We start from the raw sequence: 16134 nt of genomic DNA, 5'->3' as shown, positions 1-16134 counted from the left end.
GCCGCGCCCCCTGCTCGGGGACGCGGCCTCCGGCCTGCTGCTGTGCGGGTGCCGTCAGCGCGTCACTTGGAGACGTCCTCCGACGCCGGCTCGGGCTCCGGGGCGGGACGTGCGGCCTCGACCCGCGCGTCGTACGCCGACTTGGCGAGGCTGGCCACCGTGCCGACCGCCAGGGACGCCACGATCACCGTGAGCGACAGCCAGATCGGGATCTCGGGCGCCCAGTGGAAGCCCTCGCCGCCGTTGATCCACGAGATCGAGTTGGTGTGCAGGGCCTCGAGGACCAGCTTGATGCCGATGAAGCCGAGGATGGCCGAGAGCGCGTAGGGCAGGTACACCAGCCGGTCGAGCAGGCCGCCGAGCAGGAAGTAGAGCTGGCGCAGACCCATCAGCGCGAACAGGTTGGTGGCGAACACGATGAACGGGTCCCGCGTGATGCCGAAGATCGCCGGGATCGAGTCGAGGGCGAACAGCACGTCCGTCGAGCCGATCGCCAGGAACACGATGATCAGCGGCGTGAAGAGCCGGCGGCCGTCGACGGTGGTCCGCAGGCTGGAGCCGTTGTACTGGTGGTGCAGCGGCAGCACGCGCCGCATGACCCGGATGAGGGCGTTCTCCTTGAAGTCGTCCTGCTCCTCCTCCTTCTCCGGGATGGCCTGCTGGACCGCCGTGTAGAGGAGGAATGCGCCGAAGATGTAGAAGAGCCAGGTGAACTGCTCGAGCAGGGCGGCGCCCGCGAGGATGAACGCGGCCCGGAAGATCAGCGCCATGATGATGCCCACCATGAGCACCTGCTGCTGCTGGTCCCGCGGCACGGCGAACCGCGCCATGATGATGACGAAGACGAAGAGGTTGTCGACGCTCAGGGAGTACTCCATGAGCCACCCGGCGTAGAACTCCGCCGCCGGGGTGTGGCCGCCGACGGCCCAGACGACGAGACCGTAGACGACGGCGAGGCCCACGTAGAAGCTCACCCAGATGGCGCTCTCCTTCATGGTCGGGACATGGGGGCGCCGTCCGACGATGAGGAGATCGGCGACGAGCAGCAGGACCATCGCACCGAGGGAGATCAGTTCGAAGGTCACGGGCAGTTCGTGGACCATTGCTTCCTTCCGGAAAAGGGAGGAACGCGCGATCGCATCTAGCCTCCGGTGAGCACAGCAGGGCACCGGAGGTCTTCCTCGCCCGCCCGTGCACCAGCCTGGACGAAACCAGACGACGGTGCACCACGGGCCGGCCGGGCCGAGCTGGCGTCATTGGCAACTGTGATGACGACCTGACCGTTACGAGGTACTCCCCTCCAACGGAGGGAAAGCATACGGGACGTGAGGTTTGTTCCCGAACGTGATCTTCGGCACTCCCTGGTGACCGCGCGAGGCCCGTCCGGACGACCGTCGGGGCGGTCGGTCAGGCGATCGTCAGGACCAGCTTGCCGCGCGCGTGCCCGTGCCCGGCGACCTGCCTGATCGCGTCCACGGCGCGCTCCAGCGGGTAGGTCGCGCTGACGATGGGCAGCAGCACGCCGTCGGCCACGAGGCCGTCGAGGACGCCGAGGTCCTCGCCGCTGGACGTCGCCGAGACGTTCAGGATCCGGTACGGGCGCATCCGCGAGACCAGGGGCGCCGTCATCAGCTCCGGCATGGCGCCGAGCAGGCCGTCCCGGCTGCCGTCGTTGGCCAGCACCAGCCCGCCGGGCACGACGACGCGGCCGAGCGCCCGCAGGGAGTACCGGCCCGCGTTGGTGAAGACGACGTCGAAGCGCCGCTCCCCCGCGGTGAAGTCGTCCTTCGTGTAGTCGATCACCTCGGACGCCCCGAGCTCGCGGACCATCGCTGCGTTGCGCGGGCCGCACACCCCCGTCACCTCGGCGCCCCAGGCCGCGGCGATCTGCACCGCGAAGTGCCCGATCCCGCCGCCCGCGCCGGTGATGGCGATCTGCTGCCCGGCCCGCAGCTCGGCGGCCCGCAGGAACTGGAGCGCCGTGACGGCGGCCATCGGCATCGCGGCGGCCTCGACGTGCGTCAGGTCGACCGGCCTGCGGGCGATGCTCGAGACCTCCGCGAGCGCCAGCTCCGCGAACGTGCCGCCGGTGCCGAACCCGAACACCTCGTCGCCCGGCGCGTACGCCGTGACCCCGGGGCCGGCAGCAACCACGATGCCCGACAGGTCGGCGCCGCGGACCGGCGGGCGAGGGCCGGTGAAGGTGCCCATCATCGCGCGCGCGACCAGCGGCTGCCCGGCGGCGTAGTGCCAGTCGTAGGGGTTCACGCCGGCCGCGCGGACCTTGACCAGCACCTGCCCCTGGCCCGGCTCCGGGTCGGGCACCTCGCGGACCCCGAGGTGTTCCCAGCCGTACCTGTCCTGTGTCAGTGCCCGCATTCGGCCTCCTGGCCCCGCTCGCCCGGACGTGCGCTGCACCCCTGCGCGATCAGGGTCCACCGGGCCGAGCGGACGGGTCAAGGATGAACTCGGGCCGTCATCACTGCAGGCAGAACTCGTTGCCCTCCGGGTCGCGCAGCACGATCCAGAACTCGCCGAGCTCGGTCATCTCGTCGACGACGCTCGCCCCGAGGGCGGTCACCCGCTCCGCCTCGGCCCGGACCTTCGCGATGCGCTCGGCGCCGCTCAGGCCGTCGCTCACGTTGACGTCGAGGTGCATGCGGTTCTTCGCGACCTTGGGCTCGGGCACCTTCTGGATGAAGATGCGCGGGCCCGTGCCGTCGGGGTCACGCACGGCGTTCTTGTCGTTCCAGCGCTCCTCGGGCAGGCCCCAGGCCGTCAGGGCCTCCTCCCACGTGGCGAAGCCCGCGGGCGGCTCCTCCCGCACGTAGCCCAGCACCCGGCACCAGAAGTCACCGAGCGCCCGGGGGTCGGCCGCGTCGAAGGTCACCTGGAACGTCAGCGCCATCGTGGGGCTCCTCGGGTCGGTGGTCGGTCGTCGGTCGTCGCTGGTCGGTGCCGGGTGCTCGCTGTCGGGTGCCGGGCGCAGGGTGCCGTGGCCGCGGTCAGGCGGTCGCGGCCTGCATCTGCCGCAGCTCCTTCTTGAGGCCCGAGATCTCGTCGCGCAGGCGCGCCGCGACCTCGAACTGCAGCTCCGCGGCCGCGGCGTGCATCTGGTCGGCGAGCTCCTGGATGAGCTCGGCCAGCTCGCTCGCGGCGGCGCCCGCCAGCCGGTTGCCGCTCGACGCGGCCTCCTTGGGCGAGCCAGGCACCGGGGCCTTGCCCTCACCCTTGCCCTTGCGGCTGTTGCGGTACCCGCCGGCCAGCAGCTCGGCGGTGTCGAGGTCCTCGCGGGCGAGCATGTCCGTGACGTCGGCGATCTTCTTCCGCAGCGGCTGGGGGTCCAGACCGCGCTCGGTGTTGTACGCGATCTGCTTCTCGCGGCGCCGGTCGGTCTCGTCCAGGGCCATCCGCATGGCCGGCGTGATCTTGTCGGCGTACATGTGCACCTGGCCGGACACGTTACGGGCGGCACGGCCGATCGTCTGGATCAGCGAGCGCCCGGACCGCAGGAAGCCCTCCTTGTCGGCGTCGAGGATCGCGACCAGCGACACCTCGGGCAGGTCGAGGCCCTCGCGCAGCAGGTTGATGCCCACCAGCACGTCGTACTCGCCGAGCCGCAGCTCGCGCAGCAGCTCGACGCGGCGCAGCGTGTCGACGTCGGAATGCAGGTAGCGCACCCGGACGTTGCGCTCCAGGAAGTAGTCCGTGAGGTCCTCGGCCATCTTCTTGGTCAGCGTGGTCACCAGCACGCGCTCGTCGCGGTCCACGCGGTCGCGGATCTCGCCTAGCAGGTCGTCGATCTGGCCGGTCGTCGGCTTCACGACCACCTCGGGGTCCACCAGGCCGGTGGGGCGGATGACCTGCTCCACGACGCCGTCGGACAGCGAGCGCTCGTAGTCGCCGGGTGTGGCCGACAGGTAGACCGTCTGGCCGATGCGCTCGGTGAACTCCTCCCACTTCAGGGGGCGGTTGTCCATGGCGCTGGGCAGGCGGAACCCGTGGTCCACCAGCGCGCGCTTGCGCGAGGCGTCGCCCTCGAACATGGCCCCGATCTGCGGCACGGTCTGGTGCGACTCGTCGATGACGAGCAGGAAGTCCTCGGGGAAGTAGTCGAGCAGCGTGTTGGGCGCGGTGCCCGGCTCGCGGCCGTCGATGTGCATCGAGTAGTTCTCGATGCCGGCGCAGGTGCCGATCGAGCGCATCATCTCGATGTCGTAGGTGGTGCGCATGCGCAGCCGCTGCGCCTCCAGCAGCTTGCCCTGCTTCTCCAGCTCGGCCAGCCGCTCCTCCAGCTCCTTCTCGATGCCGCCGATGGCGCGCTCCATGCGCTCCGGGCCCGCGACGTAGTGCGTGGCCGGGAACACGTAGATCGACTTCTCCTCGCGGACCACGTCTCCCGTGAGCGGGTGCAGCGTCTGGATCGACTCGATCTCGTCGCCGAACATCTCGATCCGGATCGCCAGCTCCTCGTACACGGGGATGATCTCGACCGTGTCGCCGCGCACCCGGAAGGTGCCGCGCGTGAACGACATGTCGTTGCGCGTGTACTGCATGGTCACGAACTGACGCAGCAGCTGGTCCCGGTCGACCACGTCGCCGACGTCGAGCCGGACCATGCGGTCCACGTACTCCTGCGGCGTGCCCAGGCCGTAGATGCAGGACACCGAGGCGACCACGACGACGTCGCGCCGCGTCAGCAGCGACGAGGTCGCGGAGTGGCGCAGCCGCTCCACCTCGTCGTTGATCGAGGAGTCCTTCTCGATGTAGGTGTCCGTCTGCGCGATGTACGCCTCGGGCTGGTAGTAGTCGTAGTACGAGACGAAGTACTCGACCGCGTTGTTGGGCAGCAGCTCACGGAACTCCGTGGCGAGCTGCGCGGCGAGCGTCTTGTTCGGCGCCATGACCAGGGTCGGGCGCTGGAGCTTCTCGACGAGCCAGGCCGTGGTCGCGGACTTGCCCGTACCCGTGGCGCCGAGCAGCACCACGTCCTTCTCGCCCGCCTGGACGCGTTCGGTGAGCTCGGCGATGGCCGTCGGCTGGTCGCCGGCGGGCTGGTAATCGGAGATGACCTCGAACGGGGCCACCGTGCGCTGCAGGTCGGTCACGGGTCGCATGCCACTACCGTACGGCGGACCACTGACACTCCGGTGGACGAGCCCCCGTCAGTGCAGCGTGCCCGCCGCCACCGCCGGCTCGCTCACCTCGCCGCGGGCCGCCCCCAGGGCCGTGCGCACCACGATCTCCAGCGCCCTGGCCAGGGCGTCCACCGGCAGGTGCGGCTCGCCGCCGGCGGTCAGGGCGGACGCCGACTCCTGCGCCGCCAGCTCCTCCGTGGTACGCGGCACGTGGACGAAGCCCGAGAGCACCTCGGGGCGCTCGGCCAGCGCGTGCTGCAGGGCGTAGAAGGTGGCGTTGCAGACGTACGTCCCGGCGCTGTAGGTGACCCCGGCCGGGATGCCCGCCTCCCGCACGGCGGCGACGGCCGCCTTGGCGGGCAACGTGGTGAACCTGGCGGCGGGGCCGCCGTCGACCACGGGGACGTCGACCGGCTGGGCGCCGCCGTTGTCGGGGATGCGCGCGTCCATCAGGTTGATCGCGACGCGCTCGACCCGCACCTCGGTGACGCCGCCGGCCAGGCCGACCGCCACGACGACGTCAGGCGCGTGCTCGTCCAGCAGGCGCAGCAGCCGGCCGTCCGCGCCGCGCACCTCGTCGAACTCGACCGGCAGGACGGCGGTGACCAGCTCCTCCGGGCCCGCCCAGCGCCCGGCGAGCGCCGCGACCGCCTCGGCGGACGCGTTGACGGCGTCTCCGCCGAACGGCTCGAACCCCGTGACCAGGACCTTCATGGTGCTCCTCCCCCGGGCCGGGCCGGTTCACACGGAGTCTGCCTCCGCCTCCTGCGCGACCTCGCCGGCCACGCGCTGCCACAGGATATCCACCTGAGCGCGTAGTTCGTCCTCGTCGCCGGAACCGTCGAGGGTGACGTCCGCCGCCGCGAGCCGCTCCTCGTCGGTGGCCTGCGCCGCGACGCGGGCGCGCGCCGCCTCCTCCGTGAGGCCGCGGTTCGCCACGAGCCGGCCGACCCGCTGCTCGGCGGGCGTGTGCACCACCACCAGCAGGTGGAAGTGGCTCTGCTGCCCGGTCTCCACGAGCAGGGGGATGTCGTGCACGACGACGGCCCCGGCCTCCGCCGCGCCCGCCATGGCCTCTCGCTCGGCCGAGAGCCGGCGCACCTCGGGGTGCACGATCTCGTTCAGGCGGCCGCGGGCGGCCGCGTCGGCGAAGACCAGGGCGCCCAGGGCCGGGCGGTCGAGGCTGCCGTCCGGCGCCAGGATGCCCTCGCCGAACGCCTCGACGATCTCGGCCAGGCCGACCGAGCCGGGCGCGACCGCCTCGCGCGCGAGCACGTCGTGGTCGACGACGACGGCGCCGAGCTCGGCCAGTCGTGCCGCCGCGACCGACTTGCCGGCCGCGATCCCTCCGGTGAGTCCGATGCGGAACATGTGGTCCTCAAAGCCGATTTCGGGTGGGTTCGCTCAGGCTACCTCCGGACCGGACCGGCCGCCCGGACCGGTTGCCCGGACCGCCCCGGGGGTGTGACATGTGCCGGGGCCCGCGCTCCCGCGCTGAGAATGCGGGTGCGCGGTGCGAGCATGAGCCTCGGGACCACAGCAACAGAGCGACCAGGAGGTACGCACGTGTACGAGGCCGGCAAGACAGCGGTGGCACCGTGAGCCGCGGCACGCCCGGGCAGCAGGCCGGGACGGGCGCCGGGGCCGGCCGGCCCGCATGGCTCACCTGGACCGTCCGCGCGGTCGCGGCCGCCGGGATCGTCGTCGTGGCCTGGGCCTGCCTGACGGCGTGGGGCGCCGTGGTCCACGGCCACCCCCTGTACGCGGTGCTGCTCGGCCTGACCGTCCTGGGCTGCGCGCTGGTGCTCCTGCGCAGCCTGCGCCCGCGGCCGGCCCGCGGCGGCTGGCGGCGGGTCGTGGACCTGGCGCTGGTCGTGGCCGGCATCGTGTGGGTCGCCGCTATGGCGTGGCTGCGCCCGTTCAGCGCCGTCGAGCCGGCGCTGGACGCCATGGTCTCGGACGACTCCGTGACCGTCACCGAGTCCACCACGGCCGTCACGCTCGTCCCGGCCCGCGGGGCGGACGGGACCGCGGTGTTCTTCCGGCCCGGCGCAAAGGTCGAGGCCCGGGCGTACGCCGCGGTGCTGCGCCCGGTCGCCGAGGCGGGGCACACCGTGGTGATCCCCAAGCAGCCGCTCGCCGTCGCCTTCCTCGCCGGCGGGGCGTTCGACGCCGCCCGCGAGCGGGTCCCGCAGGCCGACCGGTGGGTCGTCGGCGGGCACTCGCTGGGCGGCGTCGTCGCGTCGTCGGACGCCGCCGGCGCGGAGGCGGACGACGTGGCGCCCGCCGTCGGGCTGCTCCTGTACGCCTCCTACCCGGCCGAGGACCTCAGCGGGCTCACGGTCGCGGTCGAGTCGGTCTCCGCCTCGCAGGACGGCCTCGCCACCCCCGCCAAGATCGAGGCCTCGCGCGCGGTCCTGCCCGCCGACGCGAAGTTCACCGCGGTGGACGGCGCGGTGCACGCCTTCTTCGGCGACTACGGCCCGCAGCCCGGCGACGGGACTCCGACCATCACCCACGACGCGGCCCGGTCCCTCATCTCGTCCGTGAGCACGCAGTTCGTGGACTCGCTCGCCGAGTAGCTCGTGTCACAGAACCCGGGGCGTGCCCGGTCGGTTCGTCATGACCGCGCCGCGCCGCGGCGCGTGAGACGAGAGGAACCCCGATGCCCCCCATCCAGCATGCCCTCACCGACGTCCTCGACATCGCGTACGTCGAGCACGGACCGGTCGACGGCCCGGCGGTGCTGCTGCTCCACGGATTCCCCTACGACGTGCACAGCTACGTCGACGTCGCACCCCGGCTGGCGGCGCTCGGCTACCGGGTCGTCGTGCCCTACCTCCGTGGCCACGGCCCGACCCGGTTCCGCGACGACCGGACACCACGCTCCGGCCAGCAGGCGGCGCTCGGCGCGGACGTCCTGGGCCTGCTCGACGCCCTCGACATCCCCGAGGCCGTGCTCGCCGGCTACGACTGGGGCGGCCGCGCCGCCTGCGTGGTCGCGGCGCTGCGGCCCGAGCGGGTCACGGGCCTCGTCAGCGTCAACGGGTACCTGATCCAGGACGTCGCCGCGTCGGCGCGACCCATCCGTCCTGACCTCGAGGCCGGCTTCTGGTACTTCTACTACTTCCTCACCGAGCGCGGGCGGGCCGGCCTGACGGCCAACCGCCGCGAGATCGCCGAGGTGATCTGGCGGCGCAACTCGCCGGCGTGGGACTTCGACCCGGCGACGCTCGACCGGACGGCAGCCGCGTTCGACAACACCGACTACGTCGACGTCGTGCTGCACTCCTACCGGCACCGGCTGGGCGCGGCACCCGGCGCTCCGGAGTACGACGCGTTCGAGTACGCCCTCGCACCGTTGCCCCCGGTCGGGGTCCCGACCGTGACCCTGGCGGGCCTCGCCGACGGCAACTTCCCCGCGACCGACGAGGTCCCCGACGCCGGCCGGTTCACGGGCCCCCGCCTGCACCGCCGCGTGCCGGACGCAGGGCACAACCTCCCCCAGGAGGCGCCGGACGCGTTCGTCCGGGCGGTGCTCGACGTGACCCGCCTGGCGGCCGGCCGACCGACATCGCCGCGCTGATGCGCGACGTGCCGGTCGACGGCAGGTCGCCGGAGTAGGCGGGCAGCGGCCGGAGCGCGCCCCCGGACTCAGACCCGGGCGGGCACCCGCGCGGTCTTGCGCTCCGGGGTGAACGCCACCGGCAGCACGGCCGGGTAGCGCGACCAGGGCGACGGCGCCCACGTGACGTCGGGGTCGGTCAGGCGCAGGTCGAGGCGCTCCATGAGGCTCTCGACGGCGATCTTCACCACGAGCCGCCCCGGACGGCGGGCGGGGCACGCGTGCGGCCCGACGCCGAACGACAGGTGCGACCGGTTGCCCGCCTCGAAGAGGTCGTCCTCGGTGCGCACCCGCGGGTCGTTGTTCGCCGCGGCCAGGCCCATCACGATCGCGTCGCCGGCCCGGATCTGCGCCCGGCCCAGCGTGCAGTCGGTGACGGCGTACCGCGCGGGCAGGTTGGCGACGGGCGGCTCGCCCCACAGCGTCTCGTCCATCGCGTCGTCCAGCCCGCGCCGCACGCCCGTGACGCGACCCGTGTACCGCGGGTCGGTGAGCATCCGGCGCAGCGTGGCCGCGATCCAGGTCACGAGCATCTCGTTGGCGGCGCAGATCGCCACCACCATCGAGTGCACGATCTCCGTGTCGTCGTCGAAGTTGGGGTGGGCCACGAACTTGGCGGTCAGGTTGGGCCCGGGGTTCGCGCGGGTGGACACCACGTGGTCCAGCACGATCTGGTCCATGGTGACCAGCGCGGAGACGGAGTCGCCGCCGTGCCCGAACACGCCGTGCGCGCAGCGCAGGAGGGCGATGCCCTGCTGCTCGTCGAACCCGAACATGCCCGAGACGGCCAGGAACGACACGGCGGCCGCGTACTCGCCGATCAGGTCCGCGTTCCCGCGCTCGGCGAACGAGTCGATGAGCCCGCCGCAGACGCCGCGCACCATGGCCGCCGTCAGGGCCTCGTCGATCCCGGCGAAGGCCTCGTCCACGGGGATCCGCAGCCGGCGGTGCTCGGCGCCGTCGGCGTAGTACAGGGCGCGCCGCCCGGCCGGGGAGAGGATCGCGTTCAGCGACGAGCTCTGCGGCAGCCGCTCGCTCCAGTGCCGGGGGTCCCGGGCGAAGACGCTCTCGGTGCGCATCACCTCCATCACCTCGGCGTGCCCGAGGACGAGCCAGCCGGGGACGCCCGGCTCCAGGTCCACGGGGGCCACGGGGCCCCACTTCTCCTGCAGCTTGCGCAGCTCCGCGGTCATGTCCTCGGCACCGGTCAGCTCCACCAGCGCCAGCCGTTCCCCGCTGCGCTGCGGCTCCAGGTCAGACATGGCACTCCACCCGTCGATATTCATGGACTCATCCATCGATTTGTGGGGCGACCTGCATAGACGCCCGATCGAGGGTTTCTATCACGACCCGGCTGGAACGCGTAACACGCCTGTGGTCCAGATCACCCGCGGGGCCCGATACGGTCTGACCACCTGTGTGCGCGAGGTCGCGCGGCCGCCGGCGGCCGGGCCGCGTGGGACGATTCCACGGTGAGCATGCACGGAGGCGGTGGGAGCATGGGCGGCGGCCGCACCCTGCGGTCGTTCACGCAGGACGAGTCCGTCACCCGGCAGCGCCTCGGCTGGCCCACCCTGCGCCGGATCGTCTCGTTCGCCCGGCCCTACCGGGGCCGGCTCACCCTGTTCGTGCTGATCCTGGCCCTGGAGGCCGCAGCGGGCGCGGCCACGCCGCTGCTGTTCCAGCGGCTCATCGACCACGGCATCACCGCCGGCGACACCCGCCTGGTGGTGCTGCTGGCGGGCGCCGCCGCCGTGCTCGCGATCGTGGCGGCGGGGCTGTCCGTGGCGGACCGGCTCGTGTCGTCCCAGGTCGGCGAGGGGCTCATCCTCGACCTGCGGGTCGCGGTGTTCGACCACGTCCAGCGCATGCCGCTCGCATTCTTCTCCCGCGCGCGCACGGGGGCGCTCGTGCAGCGCCTCAACGGCGACGTGCTCGGCGCGCAGCGCGCCTTCACCTCGACCCTGCAGACGGTCGTGTCCAACACGCTGACCATCGCGTTCACGCTCGGGGCGATGTTCACCATGTCCTGGGAGCTCACCCTGGGCGCCCTCGTGCTGGTCCCGCTGTTCGTCCTCCCGGCCCGCTGGTTCGGCCGCCGCCTGGCCGGGCTGACCCGCCGGGGCATGGAGGTCGACGCCGACCTGGGCCAGGTGATGAACGAGCGGTTCAACGTGGCCGGGGCGCACCTCGTGAAGGTGTTCGGCGACCCCGAAGCCGAGTCCGAGCGGTTCGCCGGCCCCGCCCGCGAGCGCCGCGACATCGGGGTGCGCACGGCGCTGTTCGGCACGTGGTTCCGGGTGGGCCTGGCCACCATCGCGTCGCTGGCCGTGGCGGGCGTCTACGGGTTCGGCGGCCTGCAGGCCATCGCGGGCGAGCTCACCGTCGGCACGGTCGTGGCCCTGGCCACGTACCTGACGCGCCTGTACGGGCCGCTGACGGCGATGGCGAACGTGCAGGTGGACGTGATGACGGCGCTGGTCTCGTTCGAGCGGGTGCTGGAGGTGCTGGACCTGGAGCCCTCGGTGGCCGAGCGGCCGGACGCCGTCGACCTGCGGGCCGCCGTGGCCGCCGAGGGCGCCTCGGTATCGCTGAGCGGCGTCACGTTCCGCTACCCGCGCGCCGAGGACGTGTCGCTCGCGTCCCTGGAGTCGGTGGCCGCGCAGCGCAAGGACCCGACCACGGACACGCTGCACGACGTGAGCTTCGAGGTGCCTGCCGGGTCCATGGTGGCGCTCGTCGGCCCGTCGGGGGCGGGCAAGACGACGGTCTCGCAGCTCGTCAGCCGCATGTACGACCCGACCGCCGGCGTGCTGCGGATCGCCGGGCAGGACCTGCGGGACGTGACGTTCGCTTCGCTGCGGGCCACCGTCGGCGTCGTCTCGCAGGACGCGCACCTCTTCCACGACACGGTCGCCGCGAACCTGCGGTTCGTCCGCGCGGAGGCGACCGACGCCGACCTGGAGCGGGTGCTGCGCCAGGCGCGCATCTGGGACCTGGTCGACCGGCTGCCGGAGGGTCTGGAGACCGTCGTGGGCGACCGCGGCTACCGGCTGTCGGGCGGCGAGCGGCAGCGCCTGGCGATCGCGCGGCTGCTGCTGCGGGCGCCCGACATCGTGGTGCTCGACGAGGCGACGGCGCACCTCGACTCCGAGTCCGAGGCGGCCGTGCAGACGGCCCTCGACCAGGCGCTGGCGGGGCGGACGTCGCTGGTCATCGCGCACCGCCTGTCCACGGTGCGCGCGGCGGACCGCATCGTGGTGCTCGACGACGGCCGCGTGGCCCAGTCCGGGACGCACGCCGAGCTCCTCGCCGCGGGCGGCCTGTACGCCGACCTGTACCGGACGCAGTTCGCCGAGGCCTCCTGACGGGTCCGTACGGGCCCGGGCTGGGAGGATGGAGGGCGTGGACTCCCACGACCACCAGCACCTGCCCGACGGCGGCCGCGGCCGCCTGACCGCCGCCTTCTCGATCACGGCGGCGGTGCTGGTCGCGCAGGTGATCGGCGCGCTGGTGACGGGCAGCCTGGCGCTGATCGTCGACACGGTGCACCTGCTCACGGACGCCGCGGGGCTCGCGATGGCGCTGTTCGCGGCTCGCCTGGCCCTGCGGCCGCCGTCGGCCCGCCGCACGTGGGGCTATCGCCGGGCCGAGGTGATCGCGGCGCTCGCCCAGGCGGGTGTGCTCCTGATCGTGGGCGTGTACGTGCTGGCGGAGGGCATCCTGCGGCTCGTCGCGCCGCCCGAGGTGCCCGGTCCCGAGCTGGTCCTCTTCGGTGTGGTCGGCCTGGCCGGGAACGTCGCCGCGATGGCGGTGCTGGCCGGACGCCGCACGGCGAACCTGAACCTGCGCGCCGCGTTCCTGGAGGTCGTCAACGACGCCCTGGGGTCGCTGGCGGTGGTGGTCGCGGCGCTGGTCATCACGTTCACGGGCTGGCAGCGGGCCGACGTCGTCGCGGGGCTGCTGATCGGCGCGCTGATCCTCCCGCGGGCGCTCCGGCTGCTGCGCGAGACCGTCTCGGTGCTCCTGGAGTCGTCCCCGCCCGGGCTGGACCTCGACGAGGTCCGTGCCCACCTGCTGGAGCTCGACCACGTGGAGGACGTGCACGACATGCACGCCTCCCTGATCGCCACGGGCCTGCCCGTGCTGAGCGCGCACGTGGTGGTGCGCACCGACTGCTTCACCGACGGGCACGCGGCCCGCATCCTGGACCAGCTCCAGGAGTGCGTGGCCGAGCACTTCGACATCGCGGTGGAGCACTCGACGTTCCAGGTCGAGCCGCACACGCACGTCGCGCACGAGCACGCGCAGCACGCCTGAGCGGCCGCTACCGGACGGTGGTCGGGTTACGGATCGCCGCCTCGATGCGCGCCAGGACCGCCCGGGACCGCTCCAGCTCGGCGCGGTAGCGCTCGGGCAGGTCGGCGGCGAGCCGGCGGCGCATCTCCACCGCCTCCCGCGCGAGCGAGAGGGCCGCGACGTTGTCGCCCGAGGCGCTCAGGGCGCTGGCGAGGTTGGAGACCGTGAGCGCCAGGTCGGGGCGGTGCTTGTCGGGGTTCTCCACGGCGAGCTGGCGGCGCATCGCCACCGCCTCCCGCATGGGCAGCAGGGCGGCGGTGGCCTGGTCCAGGTCGAGCAGCGTGGCGCCCAGGTTCGCGAGCGCCTCCGCGAGCCCGGTGCGGTACTTCTCCGGCTGGTCCCGGACCAGCCGCCGCAGCATGTCGACGGCCTCCTGCGTGGGCGGCAGCGCCTCCTCGAAGCGCCCGAGGTCCGCGTACCGCACGCCCAGGTTGGACAACGACTGCGCGAGGTACTTCAGCGAGCGGGCGTTCCGGCGCGCGAGCCCCCGGCGGATGCCGACCGCCTCCTCCTCGAGCAGCACGGCCTCGTCGAACCGGCCGCGCCGCGCGTACGTGACGCCGAGGTTGGACAGCGAGTGGGCGAGGTAGTGCAGGTACCGCTCGGGGTGCTCGCGGGCCAGGTCGCGCCGGATCTCCAGCGCCTCCCGCTCCAGCCGCAGCGCCTCGTCGGCGCGGCCCGTCGTGGAGTAGAGGGCGCCCAGCGCGGAGAGAGCGGCGGCGAGGTCCGCCCGGGTGCCGCGCGCGTTCTGGTCCGCCAGGCGGCGCTGGATCCGCAGCGCCTCGACCAGCACGGAGCCCGCCTCCTCGTACCGCCCGAGCGCCTCCAGGGTGGTGCCGAGCTGGCCGAGGGACCAGGCCAGCTCCCCGAGGTGCTCCGGCCGCTGCGCGGCCAGGCGCCGGCGGATCGCCACCGCCTCCGCGTTCGCGGGCAGGGCGTCCTCGGGGCGGCCGCTCTCGGTGAGGGCCTCGAAGTTGCCGAGCACCGCGGCCACCCGCGGCTCGTACTGCACGGGGTCGCCCTCGGCGAGCCGGCGGTAGAGGTCGAGCGCCGCGCGCTGCGCGGCCTCGATCTCCCCCACCCGGCCCAGCTCCGTGTAGGACACCCCCGCGTTCTGCAGCGCCTGCGCGTGCTCGGCGTCGGCCCAGGGCCCGTCGCCGGGCCGGAACTGGCCGCACAGGGCGATAACCTCCTCCTGCACGGCGAGGGCGTCGGCGTGCCGGCCGACCGCCCAGTAGCCCGTGCCGAGGTTGTTCAGGGCCGTGCACAGCGGGGGCCGGTACCGGTCCTCGTCCGCCCAGGCGAGGCCGCGCCACAGGCCCACGGCCTCCTGCAGCACGGGCACGGCGGAGTCGGGCTCGCCCTCCGCGATCAGCACGAGGCCGACGTCGCTCAGCGCCTCGGCCCGCGTGGCCTCGTCGCCCACCGCACGGGCGAGCTCGGCGACGCGGTGCGTGAGCCGGTCCAGGACGGGCACCGCGAGCGGGCCCGACGAGCGCGGCAGCCGGCGCGTGACCCGCATCAGCCCGGCCAGATCCTCCGGCCCGTCGTCCGGCAGGGCGGACGCCGCGGCCGCGATCAGCTCCCCGGCGACGTCGCGCTCCGCCACGGGCTCACCCGCGTCCTGCTCGGGGCCGGGGTCGGGGTCGGCCGGGCCCGGCCCCCTCTGACTCGGCCCGGCCGGCACCGGCCGGTCCAGCCCCATCGCCGTGGCGAAGGCGAGCACGCCGAACGCCTCGTCCGGCCCCAGGTCGCGCGTGCACGCCTCGATCAGCCCGTCCTGCTCCGCGAGCACCCGGGACACGAGCAGCTCGGCCAGGCGCGGCACGCCCAGCAGGTGGGCGCGGACCCAGGCGACGGCGTCCGCCGTCCGGTCGTCGGCGGGCCGCACGCCCGCGCGGCGCAGGGCGGCCCGCACACCGGCCTCGGAGGTGTCCCCCACCAGCGTCGTCGTGGCCAGGGCCGCCTCGGCCGACCCGCCGGGGCCCGGCACGAGCCCGGCCGCGGCGGCCGACGCCGCCCAGGACGCCCGCTCGTGGTCCAGCACTCGCTCCAGTGCCCGGGCCGGGTCCGCCGACGACCGGCCCCGCTCGCCGTCGCCGCCCAGGACCGCGGCGAGGGCCGCTGCCTGGAGGTCGAGCGCGCGGGGCCGGTCGTCCGGCGAGGGCTCGAACGGGACCTCGGGCACCGGCCGGCGCAGCACGCGCGCGAACCGCGCCGCCGCCGCGTCCAGGAGGACGCGGTCGTCGTCCGACCGGTCCACCTCCAGCCCGAGCGCGGGCTCGGGGGCCACCTCCGGCGTGCGGTCCAGGGCGGGCTCCAGCGCCATCTGGGTGACCGACGGCGTCTGCCCCGCCCACAGCGTGCTGGTCCACCGCTGACGGCGCCACCACTGGCCGCCGGTGCGCGCGGTGCACAGGACGCGCAGCCGCCCCCGGGTCCGCGTGGCCGCGACGGCGTCGAGCATGTCGGGCAGGCCGAGGCGGTGCCCGGCGTCGTCCACGACGAGCAGGACCCGCCGCACGGCGGCGACGTCGCGCACCGCGGCGACCTCCTCGCCGGGCGGCACGTGCACCACGGTCCAGCCGGTACGGCGCAGTCTGCGGCCGAGCTCGAGCACCAGGCGCGTCTTGCCGACGCCGCCCCGCCCGCAGAGCAGCCGCAGCGCGACGGGCTCGCGGGAGCGCACCCACGAGCGCAGGTCGGCGAGCTCGTGCCCGCGACCGGTAAAGGGCACGACCTCGCGCTCGGGAGCCAGCAGGGCCGCCGGCCCGACGTCACGTGGCCCGGGGCTCCGTGCGTCGTCGGGTCCCGGTCGGCTCATGGGCAGTCATCCAACAGCACGGCCGCGCTCCTGACCAGCGCGCGCTGTGATACCCGCCGCGCCAGTTCGATCAGCATCTTTGCAGGTCAGAGCATATTTCTGCGGCGAGCGCCCGCGGCAGTCACCGCATCCCGAAAACAGCAGGGGCTGAAAACAGCGACGGCCCGCCGCCCCCGAAGGGGCGACGG

Annotated in this window: 12 protein-coding genes; 4 read left to right on the top strand and 8 right to left on the bottom strand. The window is 73.7% G+C overall.

Going from position 1 to position 16134, the window contains the following annotated elements:
• Positions 1-62: 62 nt before the first annotated feature.
• The 6 genes from ACFU5G_RS22765 to coaE form a co-directional block, all read right to left on the bottom strand.
• Complete coding sequence (locus ACFU5G_RS22765) at positions 63-1103, bottom strand: TerC family protein (RefSeq protein ID WP_377249907.1); 1041 nt, start codon at positions 1101-1103, stop codon at positions 63-65.
• Between the two features lie 304 nt (positions 1104-1407).
• On the bottom strand, positions 1408-2379 hold the full coding sequence (locus tag ACFU5G_RS22760; RefSeq protein ID WP_377249905.1) for an NAD(P)-dependent alcohol dehydrogenase: 972 nt from the start codon (positions 2377-2379) through the stop codon (positions 1408-1410).
• Between the two features lie 100 nt (positions 2380-2479).
• Positions 2480-2908, bottom strand: a complete 429-nt coding sequence (locus ACFU5G_RS22755; protein WP_377249902.1) for a VOC family protein — start codon at positions 2906-2908, stop codon at positions 2480-2482.
• 97 nt (positions 2909-3005) lie between these two features.
• Entirely contained in the window at positions 3006-5117 is a 2112-nt protein-coding gene (gene uvrB, locus ACFU5G_RS22750; protein ID WP_377249900.1) for an excinuclease ABC subunit UvrB, read from the bottom strand.
• 48 nt (positions 5118-5165) lie between these two features.
• Complete coding sequence (gene pcp, locus ACFU5G_RS22745; RefSeq protein ID WP_377249897.1) at positions 5166-5852, bottom strand: pyroglutamyl-peptidase I; 687 nt, start codon at positions 5850-5852, stop codon at positions 5166-5168.
• 27 nt (positions 5853-5879) lie between these two features.
• Positions 5880-6509, bottom strand: a complete 630-nt coding sequence (coaE, locus tag ACFU5G_RS22740) for a dephospho-CoA kinase (protein ID WP_377249895.1) — start codon at positions 6507-6509, stop codon at positions 5880-5882.
• Positions 6510-6736: 227 nt separating this feature from the next.
• On the opposite strand from coaE, the gene ACFU5G_RS22735 reads away from it, so the two are divergent.
• Both ACFU5G_RS22735 and ACFU5G_RS22730 read left to right on the top strand, forming a co-directional pair.
• Positions 6737-7720, top strand: coding sequence for an alpha/beta hydrolase (locus ACFU5G_RS22735; RefSeq protein WP_377249892.1), 984 nt, complete (start codon positions 6737-6739; stop codon positions 7718-7720).
• An 83-nt stretch (positions 7721-7803) separates the two neighbouring features.
• Complete coding sequence (locus ACFU5G_RS22730) at positions 7804-8724, top strand: alpha/beta fold hydrolase (protein WP_377249890.1); 921 nt, start codon at positions 7804-7806, stop codon at positions 8722-8724.
• Between the two features lie 68 nt (positions 8725-8792).
• Here ACFU5G_RS22730 and ACFU5G_RS22725 read toward each other — a convergent pair whose 3' ends face one another.
• The gene (locus ACFU5G_RS22725) at positions 8793-10025 is read right to left on the bottom strand and encodes a cytochrome P450 (protein WP_377249888.1); all 1233 of its coding nucleotides are present in this window, start codon (positions 10023-10025) and stop codon (positions 8793-8795) included.
• Between the two features lie 216 nt (positions 10026-10241).
• Between ACFU5G_RS22725 and ACFU5G_RS22720 the strand changes: the two genes are divergently transcribed.
• Together ACFU5G_RS22720 and ACFU5G_RS22715 are read left to right on the top strand one after the other, a co-directional pair.
• Complete coding sequence (locus tag ACFU5G_RS22720; protein WP_377249909.1) at positions 10242-12131, top strand: ABC transporter ATP-binding protein; 1890 nt, start codon at positions 10242-10244, stop codon at positions 12129-12131.
• Positions 12132-12159: 28 nt separating this feature from the next.
• On the top strand, positions 12160-13083 hold the full coding sequence (locus tag ACFU5G_RS22715; protein WP_377249885.1) for a cation diffusion facilitator family transporter: 924 nt from the start codon (positions 12160-12162) through the stop codon (positions 13081-13083).
• 7 nt (positions 13084-13090) lie between these two features.
• Here ACFU5G_RS22715 and ACFU5G_RS22710 read toward each other — a convergent pair whose 3' ends face one another.
• Positions 13091-15946 carry a tetratricopeptide repeat protein gene (locus ACFU5G_RS22710; RefSeq protein WP_377249882.1) on the bottom strand — a complete coding sequence of 952 codons (2856 nt, stop codon included), beginning with the start codon at positions 15944-15946 and terminating at the stop codon, positions 13091-13093.
• Positions 15947-16134: the final 188 nt, after the last annotated feature.

This window comes from Promicromonospora sp. NPDC057488, from assembly GCF_042802395.1.
Classification (GTDB): domain Bacteria; phylum Actinomycetota; class Actinomycetes; order Actinomycetales; family Cellulomonadaceae; genus Promicromonospora.
Note: the sequence above shows the minus strand (reverse complement) of the source record. Positions and strands in the feature narration are given on the sequence as shown.